This window comes from Pseudomonas sp. JAI111 (genome assembly GCF_024809425.1).
Taxonomy (GTDB): Bacteria; Pseudomonadota; Gammaproteobacteria; order Pseudomonadales; family Pseudomonadaceae; genus Aquipseudomonas.
The window spans coordinates 1-16,602 of sequence record NZ_JANUCB010000018.1 but is presented as its reverse complement, the minus strand read 5'-3'; the positions used below and the strand labels follow the sequence as shown (position 1 = coordinate 16,602).

Below are 16,602 nucleotides of genomic sequence, written 5' to 3'. Positions count from 1 at the left end.
TGACCAGCAGGTTCACACCGCTTCCTGTTCACGTCGATAAGCGTAGGTGTCGGCAAAACGCGAAAGCAGGAATTCGGCGCAGGTGGTGGCCGGGTACTTCGCTGGCTGCCCTTCATCCTGACAACCGGGCAGGCATTCAATTGGCGTATCGGGGTGAGGTTCGGCGAAGAACGGCATTGAGTAACGATCGACACCCAGCGGGCTGATCACCCGGTGCGGCGTCGACAGGTAACGGTCGTTGCTCCAGCGCGCCATCATGTCGCCGAGATTGACCACGAACGTGCCGTCGATGGGCGGCGCGTCGATCCATTCGCCTTTGACGTTGCGCACTTGCAGTCCACCGGCGGCGTCCTGGTAGAGCAGGGTGATGCAACCGTAATCGGTATGGGCACCGGCACCTTGTTGTTCTGCGCAACTGGCGGTGTGGCGCGGCGGGTAATGAATCATCCGCAACACGCTGACGGGTTCATTGAAGCGTGTGTCGAAGAAGTCGCGCTCGATGTTCAGCGCCATCGTCATCGCCCGCAACAAGGTTTGGGCAAGCGCCTGCATGTCGACGTAGTGTTGCTCCATCAACGCTGCCCAGCCCGGCAACGACGGATGACGGTTGGGACCGCGCAAGGGTTTTTCGGCGAGAACGTCCGGATGATCGGCCGCAAGGTGCAGGCCCATGTCGAAGGTTTCTTTCAGGTCGCTGGGCTTGCTCGGGTCCAGCTGTTCGGTGGCGATGGCGCCGTAGCCGCGATGGTGACGGGTCTGGGTGATGTCGATCTTGAGCTTTTCTTCGGTGGGCAAGGCGAAGAAGCGTTGGGCGTGGTCGAGTACCGCGTCGATACGCGACGGGCTGATCGGGTGGCCCTTGATGTAGAAGAAGCCCCACTCGCGGCAGGCGTGGTCGATTTGGGTCGCGACGGCTTGCCAGGCGGTTTGGTCATCGCTGTAGAGCGGGGCGATGTCGATGATGGGAAGACGGTTCATGCAATTGTCCTGAGGAATACGCAGTCTGAAAAACACCGGAGTACCCCTGTGGGAGCGAGCTTGCTCGCGATAGCGGACTTTCAGTCAACGAAGATATTGAATGTGACGGCCCCATCGCGAGCAAGCTCGCTCCCACAGGTACAGTGTTGTGGCTGGAGTGGATTACTTGGGAATGTCCGCCTTCATGCCTTCAACGTAGTAGTTCATCGACGCCAGTTCTGCGTTGCTGGCCGTTGCACCCGCCGCGATTTTCACAGCGCCGGCCTGATCCTTGATCGGTCCGGTGAACGGACGCAATGCTCCGCTCTTGATATCGGCGATGAGTTGTTCTGCCTCGGCTTTCACCGGCGCCGGCACCAGGTCGCTGATTGGCAGTTCAACCGTGCCTTCCTGCAACCCGCCCCAGTAATCCTGTGACTTCCACGCGTGATCGATCACGCTCTGCGTCGCCTGAATGTAATGCGGAGCCCAGTCGTTGACGATCGAAGTCAGCACCGCTTTGGGGCCGAAGTGCGCCATGTCCGAAGCGTAGCCGACGGCATACACGCCGCGACGTTCAGCGGCCTGGATCGGTGCCGGGCTGTCGGTGTGCTGGAACACCACGTCCACACCCTGGTCGATCAAGGCGTTGGCGGCGTCGGCTTCCTTGCCCGGGTCGAACCATGAGTTGACCCACACCACTTTGATCTCGGTACCCGGGTTGTATTTGTTCAAAGCCAGTTGAATGGCGTTGATGTCACGGATGACTTCAGGGATCGGAAACGAGGCGACGTAGCCGATCTTTTTGGTCCTGGTCATTTTTGCCGCAAGGAAGCCGCTGACGTAGCGACCTTCGTATGTGCGCGCCAGATAGGTGCCGAGGTTCTTGTCCTGCTTGTAGCCGGTGGCGTGTTCGAAGGTCACCTTGGGAAATTGCTTCGCCACTTTCAGGGTCGGGTTCATGTAGCCAAAAGAGGTGGTGAAGATCAGGTCGTAGTTGTCCTTGGCCATGTTGCGGATCACCCGCTCAGCGTCCGCGCCCTCGGCGACGTTCTCGACGTAGTTGGTGGTGATCTGATTGCCGAACTTTTCGGCCAGCAACTTGCGTCCCTGTTCATGCTGATACGTCCAACCGTGATCACCGATCGGGCCGATGTAGACGAAGCCGACTTTCAGCGGCTCGGCGGCACCGGCGGTCAGGCTGGCGCTCAGACCGATAGCCGCGACAACAGCGCCAAGCAGCTTCTTCAACGGACGTTTATGCATGAATTGGAACTCCATGTTGTTGTGAGGTTGGCAGGAGCAATGCAAGTTGCTGACCAACAAGACAACAAATGGCTTGCGACCGCGTAACGGCTATCGCGAGCACGCTCACTCCCACAGGAAGCGGCGAGATCCCTGTGGGAGCGAGCCTGCTCGCGATGTGGCCGGTGCGGACAATAAAAGTGCATCGCCTGAAACGGCTGCCATCCACTGGTGCGCTAAGGTGTAACGAAACGTTAGCTCTCCACCGCAGTCAGTAGCTCATCACTCTGCTTTCGCTGCATCGGCAAAAAAGGCCCGTAATGCTCACACTCCTCAAGCAAGAAAAGTTTCTCCTGCTGGCGTTGCTCGCCGCCGTGGTCGCTTATCCACTGGAACACTGGATGTTGCACAGCGGCCAACCGGTCGCGCTTGCCGCCGGCCTGGTCCTGATCGGTTTCATCGTCGCCGCCTCCATGCGCGTGGCCCATCACGCCGAACTGCTCGCCGAGAAAGTCGGTGACCCCTACGGCACGATGATCCTGACACTGGCCGCGGTGCTGGTAGAGGTGGTGATCCTGGCGATCATGATGAGCAATGAAGCCTCATCGACCCTGGTACGCGACACGATTTATTCGGCGGTGATGCTCGACATCAACGGCATCCTCGGCCTGGCCGCGTTGATGGGCGGGATCAAGCACGGCGAGCAGTCTTACAACGACGACTCTGCCCGCAGTTACAGCGTGATGATCCTCACCGCCATGGGCGTCTCGATGGTGGTGCCGGAGTTCATTCCCGAAGCCAACTGGAAGGTGTATTCGGCGTTCACCATCGGCGCGATGATCGTGCTCTACGCCCTGTTCCTGCGCATGCAGGTGGGGCCGCACAGTTATTTCTTCAGCTACAGCTACCCGGAAAAACGCCGCAAGAAAGTCCCGGAAGAAGAACCTGAACCGGTCAATCTGACGCTGAGTATCGCCACCTTGGTGTTCGGTGTGGTGGTCATTGGCGCGTTGGCCGAGGTGATGTCCAAGACCCTCGACCTGGGCCTGGAAGGAACGGGAGCTCCGCCGGTGATCACGGCGATTCTGGTGGCAGCGATATCGGCGGCCCCGGAAATCCTTACTGCGTTGCGAGCGGCATTGGCCAACCGCATGCAGTCGGTGGTCAACATCGCCATGGGGGCGTCGTTGTCGACGGTGATCCTGACGGTGCCGGTGATGGAAGCCATGGCACTCTACACCGGTCAGCCGTTCCAGATGGCAATGACCCCGGTGCAGACGGTGATGATCTTCCTCACCCTGATCGTCAGCGCGATCAACCTCAACGATGGCGAAACCAATGCCATCGAAGGGATGACTCACTTTGTGCTGTTTGCAACATTCATCATGTTGTCGCTGCTGGGCCTTTGAAATCACCACAAATGATCGTTCCCACGCTCCGCGTGGGAATGCCTCAATGGAGGCTCTGCGTCCGCTCTTGGGACGCGGAGCGTCCCGGGCTGCATTCCCACGCGGAGCGTGGGAACGATCAGATGTTGTGTCAGGTGCCGGCGATCAGCTGCCGGGCTGCCTGGCTGTGATCGGCGATCAGACCTTTAAGGTCCAGCCCCTCAACCTGCCCGTCAATCACCCGCCACTTGCCACCCACCATCACCCGATCCGCGCGGTCCGCACCACACAGCAGCAACGCCGACACCGGATCATGACTGCCGGAGAAGCGCAGCTCGTCAAGCTTGAACAGCGCCAGATCCGCCTGCTTGCCCACCGCCAGCTCGCCGATGTCCGTGCGCCCGAGCAAACTTGCCGAACCCTTGGTCGCCCAGCCCAGAACCAGTTCCGGAGTGATCTTTTCCGCGCCGTAACGCAGCCGCTGAATGTAAAGCGCCTGACGGGTTTCGAGCATCATGTTCGACGCATCGTTGGACGCTGAACCGTCCACCCCAAGACCTAGCAACGCGCCCGCAGCGGTCAGGTCCAGTGTTGGGCAAATGCCAGAGGCCAGGCGCATGTTCGAACTCGGGCAATGGCAGATGCCGGTGCCGGCCGCGCCGAGGCGGGCGATTTCGTCCGGGTTGAAGTGGATGCCGTGCGCCAGCCAGGTGCGCGGGCCGAGCCAGCCGACACTGTCCAGGTAATCCACGGTGCGCAGGCCGAAGCGTTGCAGGCAGAAGTCTTCTTCATCGAGGGTTTCGGCCAGGTGAGTGTGCAGGCGAACATCGAGTTTGTTGGCCAGTTCGGCGCTGGCGGACATGATTTCCGGCGTCACCGAAAACGGCGAGCACGGTGCGAGGGCGATCTGGATTTGCGCGCCATCGCCACGCTCATGGTATTCGGCGATCAGGCGCTGACTGTCGGCGAGAATCACTTCACCTTCCTGCACGGTTTGCTGCGGCGGCAGGCCGCCATCCTTTTCGCCCAGGCTCATGGAGCCGCGTGTCAGCATGGCGCGCATGCCCAGTTCACGGACGCTCTCGACTTGCACGTCGATGGCATTTTCCAGGCCTTGCGGAAACAGGTAGTGGTGGTCGGCGGCGGTGGTGCAGCCGGACAGCAGTAGCTCGGCCAACGCGACTTTGCTGGCGAGGGCGAGTTTTTCAGGGGTCAGACGCGCCCAGACCGGGTACAGGGTTTTCAGCCACGGAAACAACGGCTGATTGACCACCGGCGCCCAGGCCCGTGTCAGGGTTTGATAGAAGTGGTGATGGGTGTTGATCAGCCCCGGCAGGATCACATGCTCGCGGGCATCGAACACCTGTCCACAGGGCGCGGAAGGTTGCTGGCCGGCGGCGAGCACTTCGACGATCAAACCGTCTTGCAGCACCAGGCCGCCACGGGCATCGAGGCCATTGGCAGTGAAGATAGCGAGGGGATTTTTTAACCAGGTACGGGTCGCAGGCATGGTGGCCGGCTCCTCTGAAAGTGGGTTCAGGTTAGCCAGCTCAGTGATTACCCTGTCTGCTGATCCAGGGTCGCCGCGGGGACGAGGTGCGAAGTTTCAAACAAAACGGCTTTCCCGGCAAGCCTCGTCCGACAGAGCAACCCGAGACCCTGTGGGAGCGGGCTTGCCCGCGATGACGGAGTGTCAGTCGATGTCGTTGGCGCCTGATACACCGCTATCGCGGGCAAGCCCGGCTCCCACAGGGTTTTGTGTGTTACCAGGGAATGGTTTCACCCCGGTAATTCACGAAGTGATGCCCGCCCTTGCCGGTGTACGCGTTCACCTGATCAATCAGGCCACGGGTGCTGGTTTCCACATCGATGTCGGCGCCTTCACCGCCCATATCGGTTTTCACCCAACCCGGATGCATCGACAGCACGGTAAGTTTCTGCTCGCCCAATTGCGTCACGAAACTGTTGGTCATCGAATTCAACGCCGCCTTGCTGGCCTTGTACAACGCCAGCTCCGGCGCGTCCGGCATGGTCACGCTGCCCAGCACCGAACTCATGAAGGCCAGCACGCCGGTATCCGGGCGAATCTGCCCGACAAAACGCTGTGCCAGATTGATCGGCGCCACGGCGTTGGTGAAGAACAACTGGCCGACCTCAGCCAACGTCGCGCCACCCGGTGTTTGCACGTCCGGTCCTTTGACTCCGGCATTCACAAACAGCAAATCAAACACTTCGCCCTTGAGCTGTTGGCTCAGCGCGATGACCGCCTGCTGGTCATCCATGTCGAGTTTCTCGATCCGCACCTTGCCCAGCGCTTGCAGTGCCTCGGCATTCTGCGGGTTGCGCACGGTGGCGGTGACTTGCCAGCCGTCGGCCAGCAAGGTTTTTACCAGACCGAGGCCAAGGCCCCGGGAGGCTCCAATGATGAGTGCGGTTTTTGCCGTAGACATGAGGGGCTTCCTTGATCAATGAGGGTCACGGATTTAATGGACAACGCTGGCCGAGTCGTTGCTGCAACTCACTGCGCAGCGCGCCAAGTTCGTCCATTCGGGTTTCAATCAGTTTGAGTTTGTCTTGCAGCAATTGCGTGACGGCACTGTCCGGGTTGGGCGACTGCCACAACGCGGCGACACTGTTAGCGATCTCGCCGAGGGTAAACCCCAGCCGTTGAGCCGTCTTGATATACAGCACCAGTTGCACCATGTCCGGCGGGTAGTCGCGATATCCGTTGGCCGTGCGTTGCGCCGCGATCAACCCGCGTTGCTCGTAAAAGCGCAGCGTGTCGCGACTGACGGCGCAGGCCTGGGCTAATTCACCGATGCGCATCATGACGTCTCGAGAGGGGGCTTGACCTTGGAGCATACTCCAGGCTTTAGCCTTTTTGCTCCCTGATTTTTTGGAGCAAGACGGATGTGGACTTCAACCCAATATCGCCGGTTGGTGCTGGGTAGCGCCTGGTATGACTTGATCGTGACGGCGGCGTTTGCCACGCCGTGGAGCTTCACCGCATTGCATGGAGTGTTGTCGAGTTTGAGTCAGGCTATCAACCTGCCAGGTGAATTGCCGGCGTTCGAGCCGATGCACATGCTGATAGCCAATCTGTTTGGCTCGATTGTGTGTATCTGGGCGGTGCTGCGCATCCGCGATCCGCAGCAGATTTTTGGTCGGTATGACGCGGTGGGGCGGTTCCTGTTTGCGGCTTGGATGCTATATGCCTTGGTCCACGGCGCCAGTTATTTGCTGGTGATTTTCTTGTTTTTTGAGTTGGCGTGGGGCGTGGCTCAGGTGTTGCCAGTGCGGCAGTTATCGCAAGCGGGCTCGCTCCCGCAGGGGAATGCATTCTAATTGTGGGAGTGAGCCTGCTCGCGATGGGGCCAGCGCAGGCAACCGCTAATGCCCGGACTGCCACGGCTGCCCCAACGACACCGGCGCATACAACCGTGTGCGCACTGCATCTCGCGACAGCAGCACCAACACCACAATAGTCGCGACATAAGGCAGCATCGCCAGCAGGCTCGACGGAATCGCCAGCCCCAACCCCTGCGCCACCAAATGCAGGATGCTGGCGAGCCCGAACAGATACGCCCCCAGCAGCAACCGCCACACCCGCCAACTGGCAAATACCACCAGGGCCAGGGCAATCCAGCCGCGCCCGGCACTCATGTTTTCCGCCCACATCGGCGTATACGCCAGGGACAAATACGCCCCGGCCAAACCGGCCATCGCGCCGCCGAACAGCACCGCCAGCGTGCGCACGCCCAACACCGGCAAACCCATCGCGCTGGCCGCATCCGGGTTTTCCCCAACGGCTTGAATGATCAATCCGACGCGGCTTTTCACAATCACCCAGGTCACCAGAGCAAACAGCGCGAACGACAGGTACACCAGCAGATCCTGGGCAAACAGCATTCGCCCGATCAGCGGAATGGCACTCAAGTATGGAATCGCCACCGGCTCAAAACCGGTCAGCGGTTTACCGACCCACGCCGCGCCGACAAAGGTCGACAGACCGACGCCGAAGATCGTCAACGCCAATCCGGTGGCCACCTGATTCGCGTTGAACACCAGCGCCACCAAGGCAAACAACGAAGACAACAGCATCCCCGCGAGCATCGCCAGCAATACGCCGAGCCACAGGTTGCCGCTGTTCAGCGCGACGATAAAACCGATCACTGCGCCAAACAGCATCATGCCTTCCTGGCCTAGATTGAGGACGCCGCTCTTCTCGCAGATCAACTCTCCAAGGGCCACCAACAGCAACGGCGTACCACAACGAACCATGGCGTAGAAAATATTGCTCAGCAGATCGATATCCATCACAGCGCTCCTGCCTGTACGGCGTTGGTGTGCGCACGGCGGGACCAGCGCAGGTTCAAACGGGGGCGGTAGAGAATCAGCACGTCACTGGCCAGCAGGAAAAACAGCATCATCCCCTGGAACAACTGTGTGATCGCTTGTGGCAGGTTCATGCTCATCTGTGCGCTCTCGCCGCCGATATACAGTAGCGCCATCAACAGGCTGGAAAACACAATGCCGATGGGATTGAGCCGTCCTAGAAACGCTACTGTAATCGCCGCATAGCCGTAACCGGGCGAAACTTGCGGCACCAATTGACCGATCGGCCCGGTGACTTCGCACACCCCGGCCAAGCCCGCCAACCCGCCACTGATCAGCAACGCCAGCCAGATCAGACGCTTCTCGCGAAAGCCGACGAAGCCTGCCGCACGCTTGTCCAGCCCCAACACTTTGATCTGGAACCCGACAAAGCTTTTCTGCAGCAACACCCAAACCGCCACCAACGCAAGGAGAGCGAAATACACCCCGGCGTGAACCCGGCCGTCCTCCATCAACAGCGGCAGGCGACTGGCATCGCCAAACATCGCCGACTCGGGAAAGTTGAAGCCGGCGGGATCTTTCAGCGGCCCATGCACGCAGAACAGCAACAGGTTCAAGGCAATGTAATTGAGCATGATGCTGGTGAGGATTTCATTGGCGTTGAAACGCGTACGCAACCACGCGGTGAGCCCGGCCCACGCGGCGCCGGCCAAAGTGCCGACCAGCAGGATAAACACCAGCGCCCAGCGACTTTGCATGTCGATGATGTTCACCGCCAACGCACTGCCGGCCAGCGCACCCAGCAGCAGCTGGCCTTCGGCGCCGATGTTCCAGATCCGTGCCTGATACGCCACCGCCAAGCCCAGTGCGCAGAGGAGAATCGGCAACGCTTTGACGAGCAACTCAGAGACGCCATACAAGTCGCTGACCGGCGCAATCAAGAGGGTGTGCAGCGTCAACAATGGATCGTGTCCCAGCGCAATAAACAGCAGCGAGCCGCAGCCCAGGGTCAGGACCGCCGCCAGCAATGGCGAGCACCACAGCATCAGGCGCGATTGCTGGCCACGGGGTTCGAGAGAAAGCAGCATGTAAAACTCCGTTAAACCGTAGCGGGTGCGAGGGATTGAGGGGCGTCGAACTGGCCGGCCATCCAGCCGCCGACATCGATCAGGCGCGTGTCGAGCGTGGCTTTGAGCGGTGACAGATGTCCGCTGCACAGGGCGCCGAGGCGGTCGCTGATCTGGAACAGTTCGTCGAGGTCTTCGGAAATCACCAGGATCGCCGCGCCGGCATCGCGCAAGGCAATCAGGGCCCGGTGAATGGTGGCGGCGGCACCGACGTCCACGCCCCAGGTCGGGTGCGCGGCCACCAGCAATTTCGGTTGCTGGAGGATTTCCCGGCCGAGGATGAATTTCTGCAGATTGCCGCCAGACAGGCTGCGCGCAGGTGTCTGGGTGTCGGGTGTTTTCACCGCGAAGCGCCGGATGATTTCTTGCGCCAGCGCTTCGACCTTGCTGCGCTGGATCAGCCCGCGGCTGACCAGTCCTTGCTCAAATGCACTCAGCAGGGCGTTGTCGGCCAGGCTCAAGTCGGGCACGGCGCCGTGGCCCAGACGCTCGGCAGGAACGAATGCGAGGCCGAGCCGGCGTCGCGCATCGGGCCGCAAATCGGCAACCGGTTGTCCGCCGAAACGGATCGTCGCGCTGTCGTTGCGGCTCAGCCGCTCTTCACCGCTGAGCAAGGCCAGCAATTCATCCTGACCATTGCCTGCCACACCGGCGATGCCGACGATTTCACCGCTGCGCACTTGCAGGTCAATGCCTTTCAGGGAGCAGCCAAATGGGTCCGGGTTGTGCCAGGACAATCCGTTCACGTTCAAAAATGCCTCGCCGCCCGTCACCTTCGGATACTCGGTGATCAGTGCGGCAGCCTCGCCAACCATCAGTTTCGCCAACTGCTGGTCCGAGCACTGCGAAGGCACGCAATGGCCGGCCACTTGTCCGCCGCGCAGCACCGTGGCGCTGTGGCACAAGGCGCGAACTTCGCCGAGCTTGTGGCTGATAAACAAAATGCTGCAGCCCTCGGTCGCCAGTCGGCGCAGGGTAATGAACAGTTCATCGGCCTCTTGTGGGGTCAGCACCGAGGTGGGCTCGTCGAGAATCAACAGGCGGATGTCCTGCATCAGGCAACGAATGATTTCGACTCGCTGCCGTTCGCCGATCGACAGGCTGTGGACAAGTCGCTCCGGCTCCAGCGCCATGCCATAGCGCCGGGAGACCTCACGAATCCTTGGCTCCAGCTGTTTCGGTGTGCCGGCCGCCGCGCCCATCGCCAAGGCAATGTTCTGCGCCACGCTAAGGGTTTCGAACAGCGAAAAATGCTGGAACACCATGCCGATCCCCAGCCCGCGAGCCTGTGCCGGATTACGCATGCTCACACGCTGGCCTTGCCAGATCATCTCCCCGGAATCGGCATGGGTGACACCGTAGATGATCTTCATCAACGTGCTTTTCCCCGCGCCGTTTTCGCCCAGCAGCGCATGGATTTCACCGGGGGCAATGCTCAGATCGATGGCGTCGTTGGCCAGGCAACCGGGGTAACGTTTGCTGATTTTGCGCAATTGCAGACGGGGCATTTGATCGGGGATCGGCACGGGGTTGGGCATGACAGGCTCGGTTCGATGAACGTTATACCTGTGGATAAAGCAATTTCCTGGCCATTGAGTCAGGAAAACCGAAAATCCATGTCGGCAATGGCTTTGCCGACGGTGCCTCGCCATATTTCGATCCCGATGCGGCACCACTTGAGGGCAAAGTCCTTGATCAGGCTCTGATTTTGCCCAGGTGCTTTGATCAAAAAACGAGCAACACGCCGCAAGCTATGCCAGATAGGGGGCTGCGCCAGCCATGAACGGGTTATCCACAGGTTGCTCCACAGTATTTGTGCGCAAGCCGAAAGCACGGGCATAAGCACTGCGTGGCTATCTTCTAAAGGTGATAAACCGCTTTAACTATTTGTTTTTTCGTTAAATTTTACTTTTTGATGGCAAATTGGACGAAAAGTGAGCAAACCCCGCAAAGCCGCATGACAGAAGGGTTACAGCAGAATGTGCTCAGGTTATCCACAGCCGGGTGCACAGCAGATGTGGGCAAATACATCGACTCGATGAAAGGATGGTGAACGGAGTTGGTGCGATCAGTGCTGCAACAGAATGCGTCCGCGACTCAAATCTGCGAGCTGGGTTTGCAAGCGGTCGATGTGCTCCCTGCCGATCGCCAATTGCAGTTCCACGCCGTGGGCTGTAAAGGTTTCTTCCACCACCAGACCGCCCGATTCAGCGACCCGCAGTTTCACCAGGGCCAACTCGCCAAAGGCGCAGGCACAGCTGACGGGCACGCGACTGATCAACTCAACCTTCGCCGCTGTTTGCAGGCACTTGTTTGCGCCACCGCCATACGCCCGGGCGAGGCCACCGGTGCCCAGTTGAATGCCGCCGTACCAGCGGATCACCAGCACCGCGACCTGATCGCAATCCTGCGCTTCGATCGCCGCCAGAATCGGCCGGCCAGCGGTGCCACCGGGTTCGCCATCGTCGGTGCTGCGGTATTGGTCGCCCAGTTTCCAGGCCCAGCAGTTGTGCGAGGCATTCAGATCGCTGTGCTGTTCGATGAACGCCAGAGCTTCAGCGGGGCTGGAGATCGGCGCGGCGAAGGTGATGAAGCGGCTTTTGCGAATCTCTTCGCGGAACTCGCAAAAGCCGCTGAGGGTAAAAGGCATAAGAGTCTTAGATGGTAGGCGTCAGGCCGCAGCCCTTGAGGATGATACGGATCAGGTTGTTGCCGGCATCTTCCATGTCTTGCTTGGTCAGCTTGGTGCGGCCGCTGACACGGCAGATCTGGGTGGCGAAGTCCGCGTAATGTTGGGTGCTGCCCCACAACAGGAAGATCAGGTTGACCGGATCGACCGGGTCCATTTTGCCGGCGTCGATCCACGCCTGAAACACCGCCGCCCGGCCCTGGAACCAGTCGCGATAATCCTGGTTGAAATACTCGGTCAGGCACTCGCCACCGCTGATCACTTCCATCGCAAAGATACGCGAGGCTTGTGGCTGGCGGCGCGAGAACTCCATTTTGGCGCGGATGTAACGGGTCAGCGCTTCCGCCGGATCGTCCTGGGCGGTGAGGGTGTTGAAGGTGCTGTCCCACAACTGAAGAATGTTGCTCAACACCGCTACGTACAAACCAAGCTTGTTGGTGAAGTAGTAATGCAGGTTTGCCTTGGGCAACCCGGCATTCAAGGCGATGGTGTTCATGCTGGTGCCTTTGAACCCGTGACGGGCGAACTCGTCCTCGGCGGCTTTGATGATGGTCTCTTCGTTCTTCTGACGAATGCGGCTGGCAGGTTTGCCGCCGTGAGCGGGGACTTCAAAGGTCATAGGCACTTCCAGACTGTTGAGTGGGTGCAACCAGTGCGTTGATAGCGCACCCACAGGCTCCAGACAAGTCCCGGGGCAATAAAAGCCCTAGCGCGTCGCCGCCAGGCTCTCCAAAAAGCTTTCCAGCACCAGATGGGGGCGCCGGCCCTTGCGGGTGACCGATGCGAGGCTCAGGTCATAAAAGCGTGCCTTGGATTTAAGGGCGCGCAATCGACCTTGTTGCACCCAAAGGCTCGCGTAATGATCCGGCAGATAACCGATGTAGCGTCCTGTCAGAATCAGGAAGGCCATGCCCTCGCGATCCGAAGCGCTGGCGGTGCAATTGAGTGCCTGGTAATGCGCCTGAATCTCGGCCGGCAAGCGGAACGTCGGGGCGATGGCGTCCTGGCTGTTGAGGCGCTCGTCGTCCAGTTGTTTGTCATCGACGTAAAACAATGGATGACCCACCGCGCAATACAGCAGCGAGCGTTCGCTGTAGAGCGGTTGATATTCCAGGCCCGACAGCGCGCTGGCCTGCGGCACGACACCGACATGCAAGCGGCCGTCGAGCACGCCTTGTTCGACTTCGTTGGGCGCGATCATGCGGATCTGAATCTGCACGTCCGGCCCGCGTTCCTTCAATTGCGCCAGCGCGTGAGTGATGCGCATGTGGGGGAGGGTGACCAGGTTGTCGGTCAGGCCAATGGTCAACTCTCCGCGCAGATGCTGGTGCAGGCCGTTTACCTCGGTGCGGAAACTTTCCAGCGCACTTAATAGCTGCAACGCCGATTGGTAGACCTCGCGACCTTCTTCGGTCAGGGAAAACCCGGCGCGCCCGCGTTGGCACAGGCGCAGGCCGAGGCGTTGTTCCAGATCGCTCATCTGCTGGCTGATGGCTGAACGGCCAATGCCCAACACCGATTCCGCCGCGGAAAAGCCACCGCACTCCACCACGCTACGGAAGATACGCAGCAGGCGGATATCAAAGTCACTGACTTGGGCCAGCGGATCGGGACGACGAGTGCTCATGCGCTAATGACTCAAAGTTTAGTGGTTGACTGACTGAACGTTACAAAAGTTGGATTTCACAGACTTTATCCCCGTGGCAATTTAGCTGCAAGAACGCTTTTGATCTCCACGCCGCTTATTGCCCTGCGAGGTTTTGCCCATGAACTTGCCTGAAAACGCCCCGACTTCCCTGGCTAGCCAGCTCAAGCTCGATGCTCACTGGATGCCGTACACCGCCAACCGTAATTTCCAGCGTGATCCGCGCCTGATCGTAGCGGCTGAAGGCAGCTGGCTGACGGACGACAAGGGCCGCAAAGTCTACGATTCGCTGTCCGGTCTGTGGACCTGCGGCGCCGGGCACACCCGCAAGGAAATCCAGGAAGCGGTCGCCAAGCAGTTGGGCACCCTCGATTACTCGCCGGGCTTCCAGTACGGTCATCCGCTGTCGTTCCAACTGGCTGAAAAAATCACCGACCTGACGCCGGGCAACCTCAACCACGTGTTCTTCACCGATTCGGGTTCCGAGTGCGCCGACACTGCAGTGAAGATGGTTCGCGCTTACTGGCGTCTGAAAGGCCAGGCGACCAAGACCAAAATGATCGGCCGTGCCCGTGGTTATCACGGCGTCAACATCGCCGGCACCAGCCTCGGCGGCGTCAACGGCAACCGCAAAATGTTTGGACAGGCGATGATGGACGTCGACCACCTGCCGCACACCTTGCTGGCGAGCAATGCCTACTCCCGTGGCATGCCGAAAGAGGGCGGCATCGCCCTGGCGGATGAACTGCTCAAGCTGATCGAGTTGCATGACGCTTCGAACATCGCTGCCGTATTCGTCGAGCCAATGGCCGGGTCCGCTGGCGTGCTGGTTCCGCCACAGGGTTACCTCAAGCGTCTGCGCGAGATCTGCGATCAGCACAACATTCTGCTGGTGTTCGACGAAGTGATCACCGGTTTCGGCCGCACCGGTTCGATGTTCGGCGCTGACAGCTTCGGCGTGACGCCGGACCTGATGTGCATCGCCAAACAAGTCACCAACGGCGCGATCCCGATGGGCGCGGTGATTGCCAGTTCCGAGATCTACCAGACCTTCATGAACCAGGCGACGCCTGAGTACGCAGTCGAATTCCCGCACGGCTACACCTATTCCGCGCACCCGGTGGCTTGCGCCGCGGGCCTGGCAGCCCTCGATCTGCTGCAAAAGGAAAACCTGGTGCAAAGCGTGGCCGAAGTCGCACCGCATTTCGAAAATGCGCTGCACGGTCTCAAAGGCTCGAAGAACATTATCGACATTCGTAACTACGGCCTGGCTGGCGCGATCCAGATCGCACCGCGTGATGGCGATGCCATCGTGCGTCCGTTCGAAGCCGGCATGGCGCTGTGGAAAGCCGGGTTCTACGTGCGCTTCGGCGGCGACACCCTGCAGTTCGGCCCAACCTTCAACAGCAAGCCGCAAGACCTGGATCGTCTGTTCGACGCGGTCGGCGAAGTGCTGAACAAGATCGACTGATTTTCCCCTCTATATAAGTACAAAACAGCAGACGCCCTCGACGGGCGTCTGTGGACAACTTTTCAGGAGCCCTGCATGAGCCTTATCCCGCATTTGATCAATGGCGAACTGGTGACCGAAGACGGTCGCACGGCCGACGTGTTCAACCCGTCTACTGGCCAGGCCATCCACAAGCTGCCGTTGGCCAGCCGTGAAACCATTCAGAAAGCCATCGACTCGGCCAAAGCTGCGTTCCCGGCGTGGCGTAATACGCCACCGGCCAAGCGCGCGCAGGTGATGTTTCGCTTCAAGCAGTTGCTGGAGCAGAACGAAGCACGTATCGCCCAATTGATCAGCGAAGAGCACGGCAAGACCCTGGAAGATGCTGCCGGTGAACTGAAGCGCGGCATCGAGAACGTCGAGTTCGCTTGCGCAGCGCCGGAAATCCTCAAGGGCGAGTACAGCCGCAACGTCGGCCCGAATATTGATGCCTGGTCGGATTTCCAGCCGCTGGGCGTGGTTGCCGGTATTACTCCGTTCAACTTCCCGGCGATGGTGCCACTGTGGATGTATCCGCTGGCGATCGTCTGCGGTAACTGCTTCATCCTCAAACCGTCCGAGCGTGATCCAAGCTCGACATTGCTGATCGCTCAATTGTTGCTGGAAGCCGGTCTGCCTAAAGGTGTGCTGAGTGTGGTGCACGGCGATAAGGCGGCGGTGGACGCGCTGATCGAAGCGCCGGAAGTCAAAGCGTTGAGCTTTGTGGGGTCGACACCGATTGCCGAATACATCTATGCCGAAGGCACCAAGCGCGGCAAACGCGTCCAGGCACTGGGTGGCGCGAAGAACCACGCGGTGCTGATGCCGGATGCAGATCTGGATAATGCGGTCAGTGCACTGATGGGCGCGGCGTACGGTTCCTGCGGCGAGCGTTGCATGGCGATTTCGGTGGCCGTGTGTGTGGGTGATCAAGTGGCGGATGCGTTGGTGGCCAAACTGACACCGCAGATCAAGGCGCTGAAGATCGGTGCCGGTACCTCCTGTGGTCTGGACATGGGCCCGCTGGTTTCCGCTCAGGCTCGCGACAAGGTGAGTGGCTATATAGAAGACGGCGTCTCGGCCGGAGCTTCGTTGGTGGTTGATGGCCGTGGTTTGAGCGTAACCGGCCACGAAGATGGTTTCTTCCTGGGTGGCTGCCTGTTCGATAACGTCACGCCAGAGATGCGCATCTATAAAGAAGAGATCTTCGGGCCTGTGCTGTGCGTCGTTCGGGTCAATAGTCTGGAGGAGGCCATGCAACTGATCAACGATCACGAGTATGGCAACGGCACCTGCATTTTCACCCGTGACGGTGAAGCGGCGCGGTTGTTCTGTGACGAGATCGAAGTCGGCATGGTTGGCGTCAACGTGCCGTTGCCGGTGCCGGTGGCTTATCACAGCTTTGGTGGCTGGAAACGTTCGCTGTTCGGCGATCTGCATGCGTACGGCCCCGATGGCGTGCGTTTCTATACCCGTCGCAAGGCCATCACCCAGCGCTGGCCGCAGCGGGCGAGCCATGAAGCATCGCAATTCGCATTCCCTAGCTTGTAAGTAGAAAGGGAAGAAGGCCGGCCCCTTGGGGCCGGCCTTTGCGTTTCAGGGGCTGTTTCCACTGATATGACAGAATTATGAAAATAGGTGTTGACGGCAGATTCCAGAAGTCTATAATTCGCCCCACTTCCGGCGCAGTCGAAACGGAAAACTCCTTGGTAAACAAAGAGTTACGC

At 59.8% G+C, this 16,602-nt stretch carries 15 protein-coding genes; 4 read left to right on the top strand and 11 right to left on the bottom strand.

The window, feature by feature from the left end:
- Window positions 1-12 precede the first annotated feature (12 nt).
- Both HNR03_RS31345 and HNR03_RS31340 read right to left on the bottom strand, forming a co-directional pair.
- Entirely contained in the window at window positions 13-978 is a 966-nt protein-coding gene (locus HNR03_RS31345) for a 2-oxoglutarate and iron-dependent oxygenase domain-containing protein (RefSeq protein ID WP_259158287.1), read from the bottom strand.
- A 162-nt stretch (window positions 979-1,140) separates the two neighbouring features.
- Window positions 1,141-2,223 carry a BMP family ABC transporter substrate-binding protein gene (locus tag HNR03_RS31340; RefSeq protein ID WP_259158285.1) on the bottom strand — a complete coding sequence of 361 codons (1,083 nt, stop codon included), beginning with the start codon at window positions 2,221-2,223 and terminating at the stop codon, window positions 1,141-1,143.
- A gap of 299 nt (window positions 2,224-2,522) precedes the next feature.
- Here HNR03_RS31340 and HNR03_RS31335 point away from each other — a divergent pair, with 299 nt between their 5' ends.
- On the top strand, window positions 2,523-3,611 hold the full coding sequence (locus HNR03_RS31335) for a calcium:proton antiporter (protein ID WP_222589647.1): 1,089 nt from the start codon (window positions 2,523-2,525) through the stop codon (window positions 3,609-3,611).
- Between the two features lie 130 nt (window positions 3,612-3,741).
- Here HNR03_RS31335 and HNR03_RS31330 read toward each other — a convergent pair whose 3' ends face one another.
- From HNR03_RS31330 to HNR03_RS31320, 3 genes are all read right to left on the bottom strand, one after another.
- The gene (locus HNR03_RS31330) at window positions 3,742-5,100 is read right to left on the bottom strand and encodes an 8-oxoguanine deaminase (RefSeq protein ID WP_140683265.1); all 1,359 of its coding nucleotides are present in this window, start codon (window positions 5,098-5,100) and stop codon (window positions 3,742-3,744) included.
- Window positions 5,101-5,353: 253 nt separating this feature from the next.
- Window positions 5,354-6,040: an SDR family oxidoreductase gene (locus tag HNR03_RS31325; RefSeq protein ID WP_259158280.1), complete on the bottom strand. Its 687-nt coding sequence runs from the start codon at window positions 6,038-6,040 to the stop codon at window positions 5,354-5,356.
- Between the two features lie 25 nt (window positions 6,041-6,065).
- Window positions 6,066-6,416 carry a MerR family transcriptional regulator gene (locus HNR03_RS31320; RefSeq protein WP_259158348.1) on the bottom strand — a complete coding sequence of 117 codons (351 nt, stop codon included), beginning with the start codon at window positions 6,414-6,416 and terminating at the stop codon, window positions 6,066-6,068.
- Between the two features lie 84 nt (window positions 6,417-6,500).
- Between HNR03_RS31320 and HNR03_RS31315 the strand changes: the two genes are divergently transcribed.
- Window positions 6,501-6,935 carry a hypothetical protein gene (locus tag HNR03_RS31315; RefSeq protein ID WP_259158278.1) on the top strand — a complete coding sequence of 145 codons (435 nt, stop codon included), beginning with the start codon at window positions 6,501-6,503 and terminating at the stop codon, window positions 6,933-6,935.
- Between the two features lie 45 nt (window positions 6,936-6,980).
- Here HNR03_RS31315 and HNR03_RS31310 read toward each other — a convergent pair whose 3' ends face one another.
- From HNR03_RS31310 to HNR03_RS31285, 6 genes are all read right to left on the bottom strand, one after another.
- A complete protein-coding gene (locus HNR03_RS31310) occupies window positions 6,981-7,907 on the bottom strand; it encodes an ABC transporter permease (protein ID WP_259158276.1) in 927 nt (308 codons plus the stop codon).
- Complete coding sequence (locus HNR03_RS31305) at window positions 7,907-9,013, bottom strand: ABC transporter permease (RefSeq protein WP_259158273.1); 1,107 nt, start codon at window positions 9,011-9,013, stop codon at window positions 7,907-7,909. Before HNR03_RS31305 ends, HNR03_RS31310 begins: the two co-directional genes overlap by 1 nt.
- Before the next feature lie 11 nt (window positions 9,014-9,024).
- Window positions 9,025-10,590, bottom strand: a complete 1,566-nt coding sequence (locus HNR03_RS31300; RefSeq protein WP_259158268.1) for an ABC transporter ATP-binding protein — start codon at window positions 10,588-10,590, stop codon at window positions 9,025-9,027.
- A gap of 530 nt (window positions 10,591-11,120) precedes the next feature.
- Entirely contained in the window at window positions 11,121-11,702 is a 582-nt protein-coding gene (locus HNR03_RS31295) for a YigZ family protein (RefSeq protein ID WP_259158266.1), read from the bottom strand.
- 7 nt (window positions 11,703-11,709) lie between these two features.
- On the bottom strand, window positions 11,710-12,360 hold the full coding sequence (locus tag HNR03_RS31290; RefSeq protein ID WP_090175856.1) for a TetR/AcrR family transcriptional regulator: 651 nt from the start codon (window positions 12,358-12,360) through the stop codon (window positions 11,710-11,712).
- Window positions 12,361-12,447: 87 nt separating this feature from the next.
- Window positions 12,448-13,368 (bottom strand): LysR family transcriptional regulator, encoded by a 921-nt coding sequence (locus tag HNR03_RS31285; protein WP_259158263.1) that lies wholly within the window; start codon window positions 13,366-13,368, stop codon window positions 12,448-12,450.
- A 139-nt stretch (window positions 13,369-13,507) separates the two neighbouring features.
- On the opposite strand from HNR03_RS31285, the gene HNR03_RS31280 reads away from it, so the two are divergent.
- Together HNR03_RS31280 and HNR03_RS31275 are read left to right on the top strand one after the other, a co-directional pair.
- Window positions 13,508-14,857: an aspartate aminotransferase family protein gene (locus HNR03_RS31280; protein WP_222589654.1), complete on the top strand. Its 1,350-nt coding sequence runs from the start codon at window positions 13,508-13,510 to the stop codon at window positions 14,855-14,857.
- A gap of 75 nt (window positions 14,858-14,932) precedes the next feature.
- Window positions 14,933-16,426: a CoA-acylating methylmalonate-semialdehyde dehydrogenase gene (locus tag HNR03_RS31275; RefSeq protein ID WP_222589655.1), complete on the top strand. Its 1,494-nt coding sequence runs from the start codon at window positions 14,933-14,935 to the stop codon at window positions 16,424-16,426.
- The last annotated feature ends 176 nt before the right edge of the window (window positions 16,427-16,602 follow it).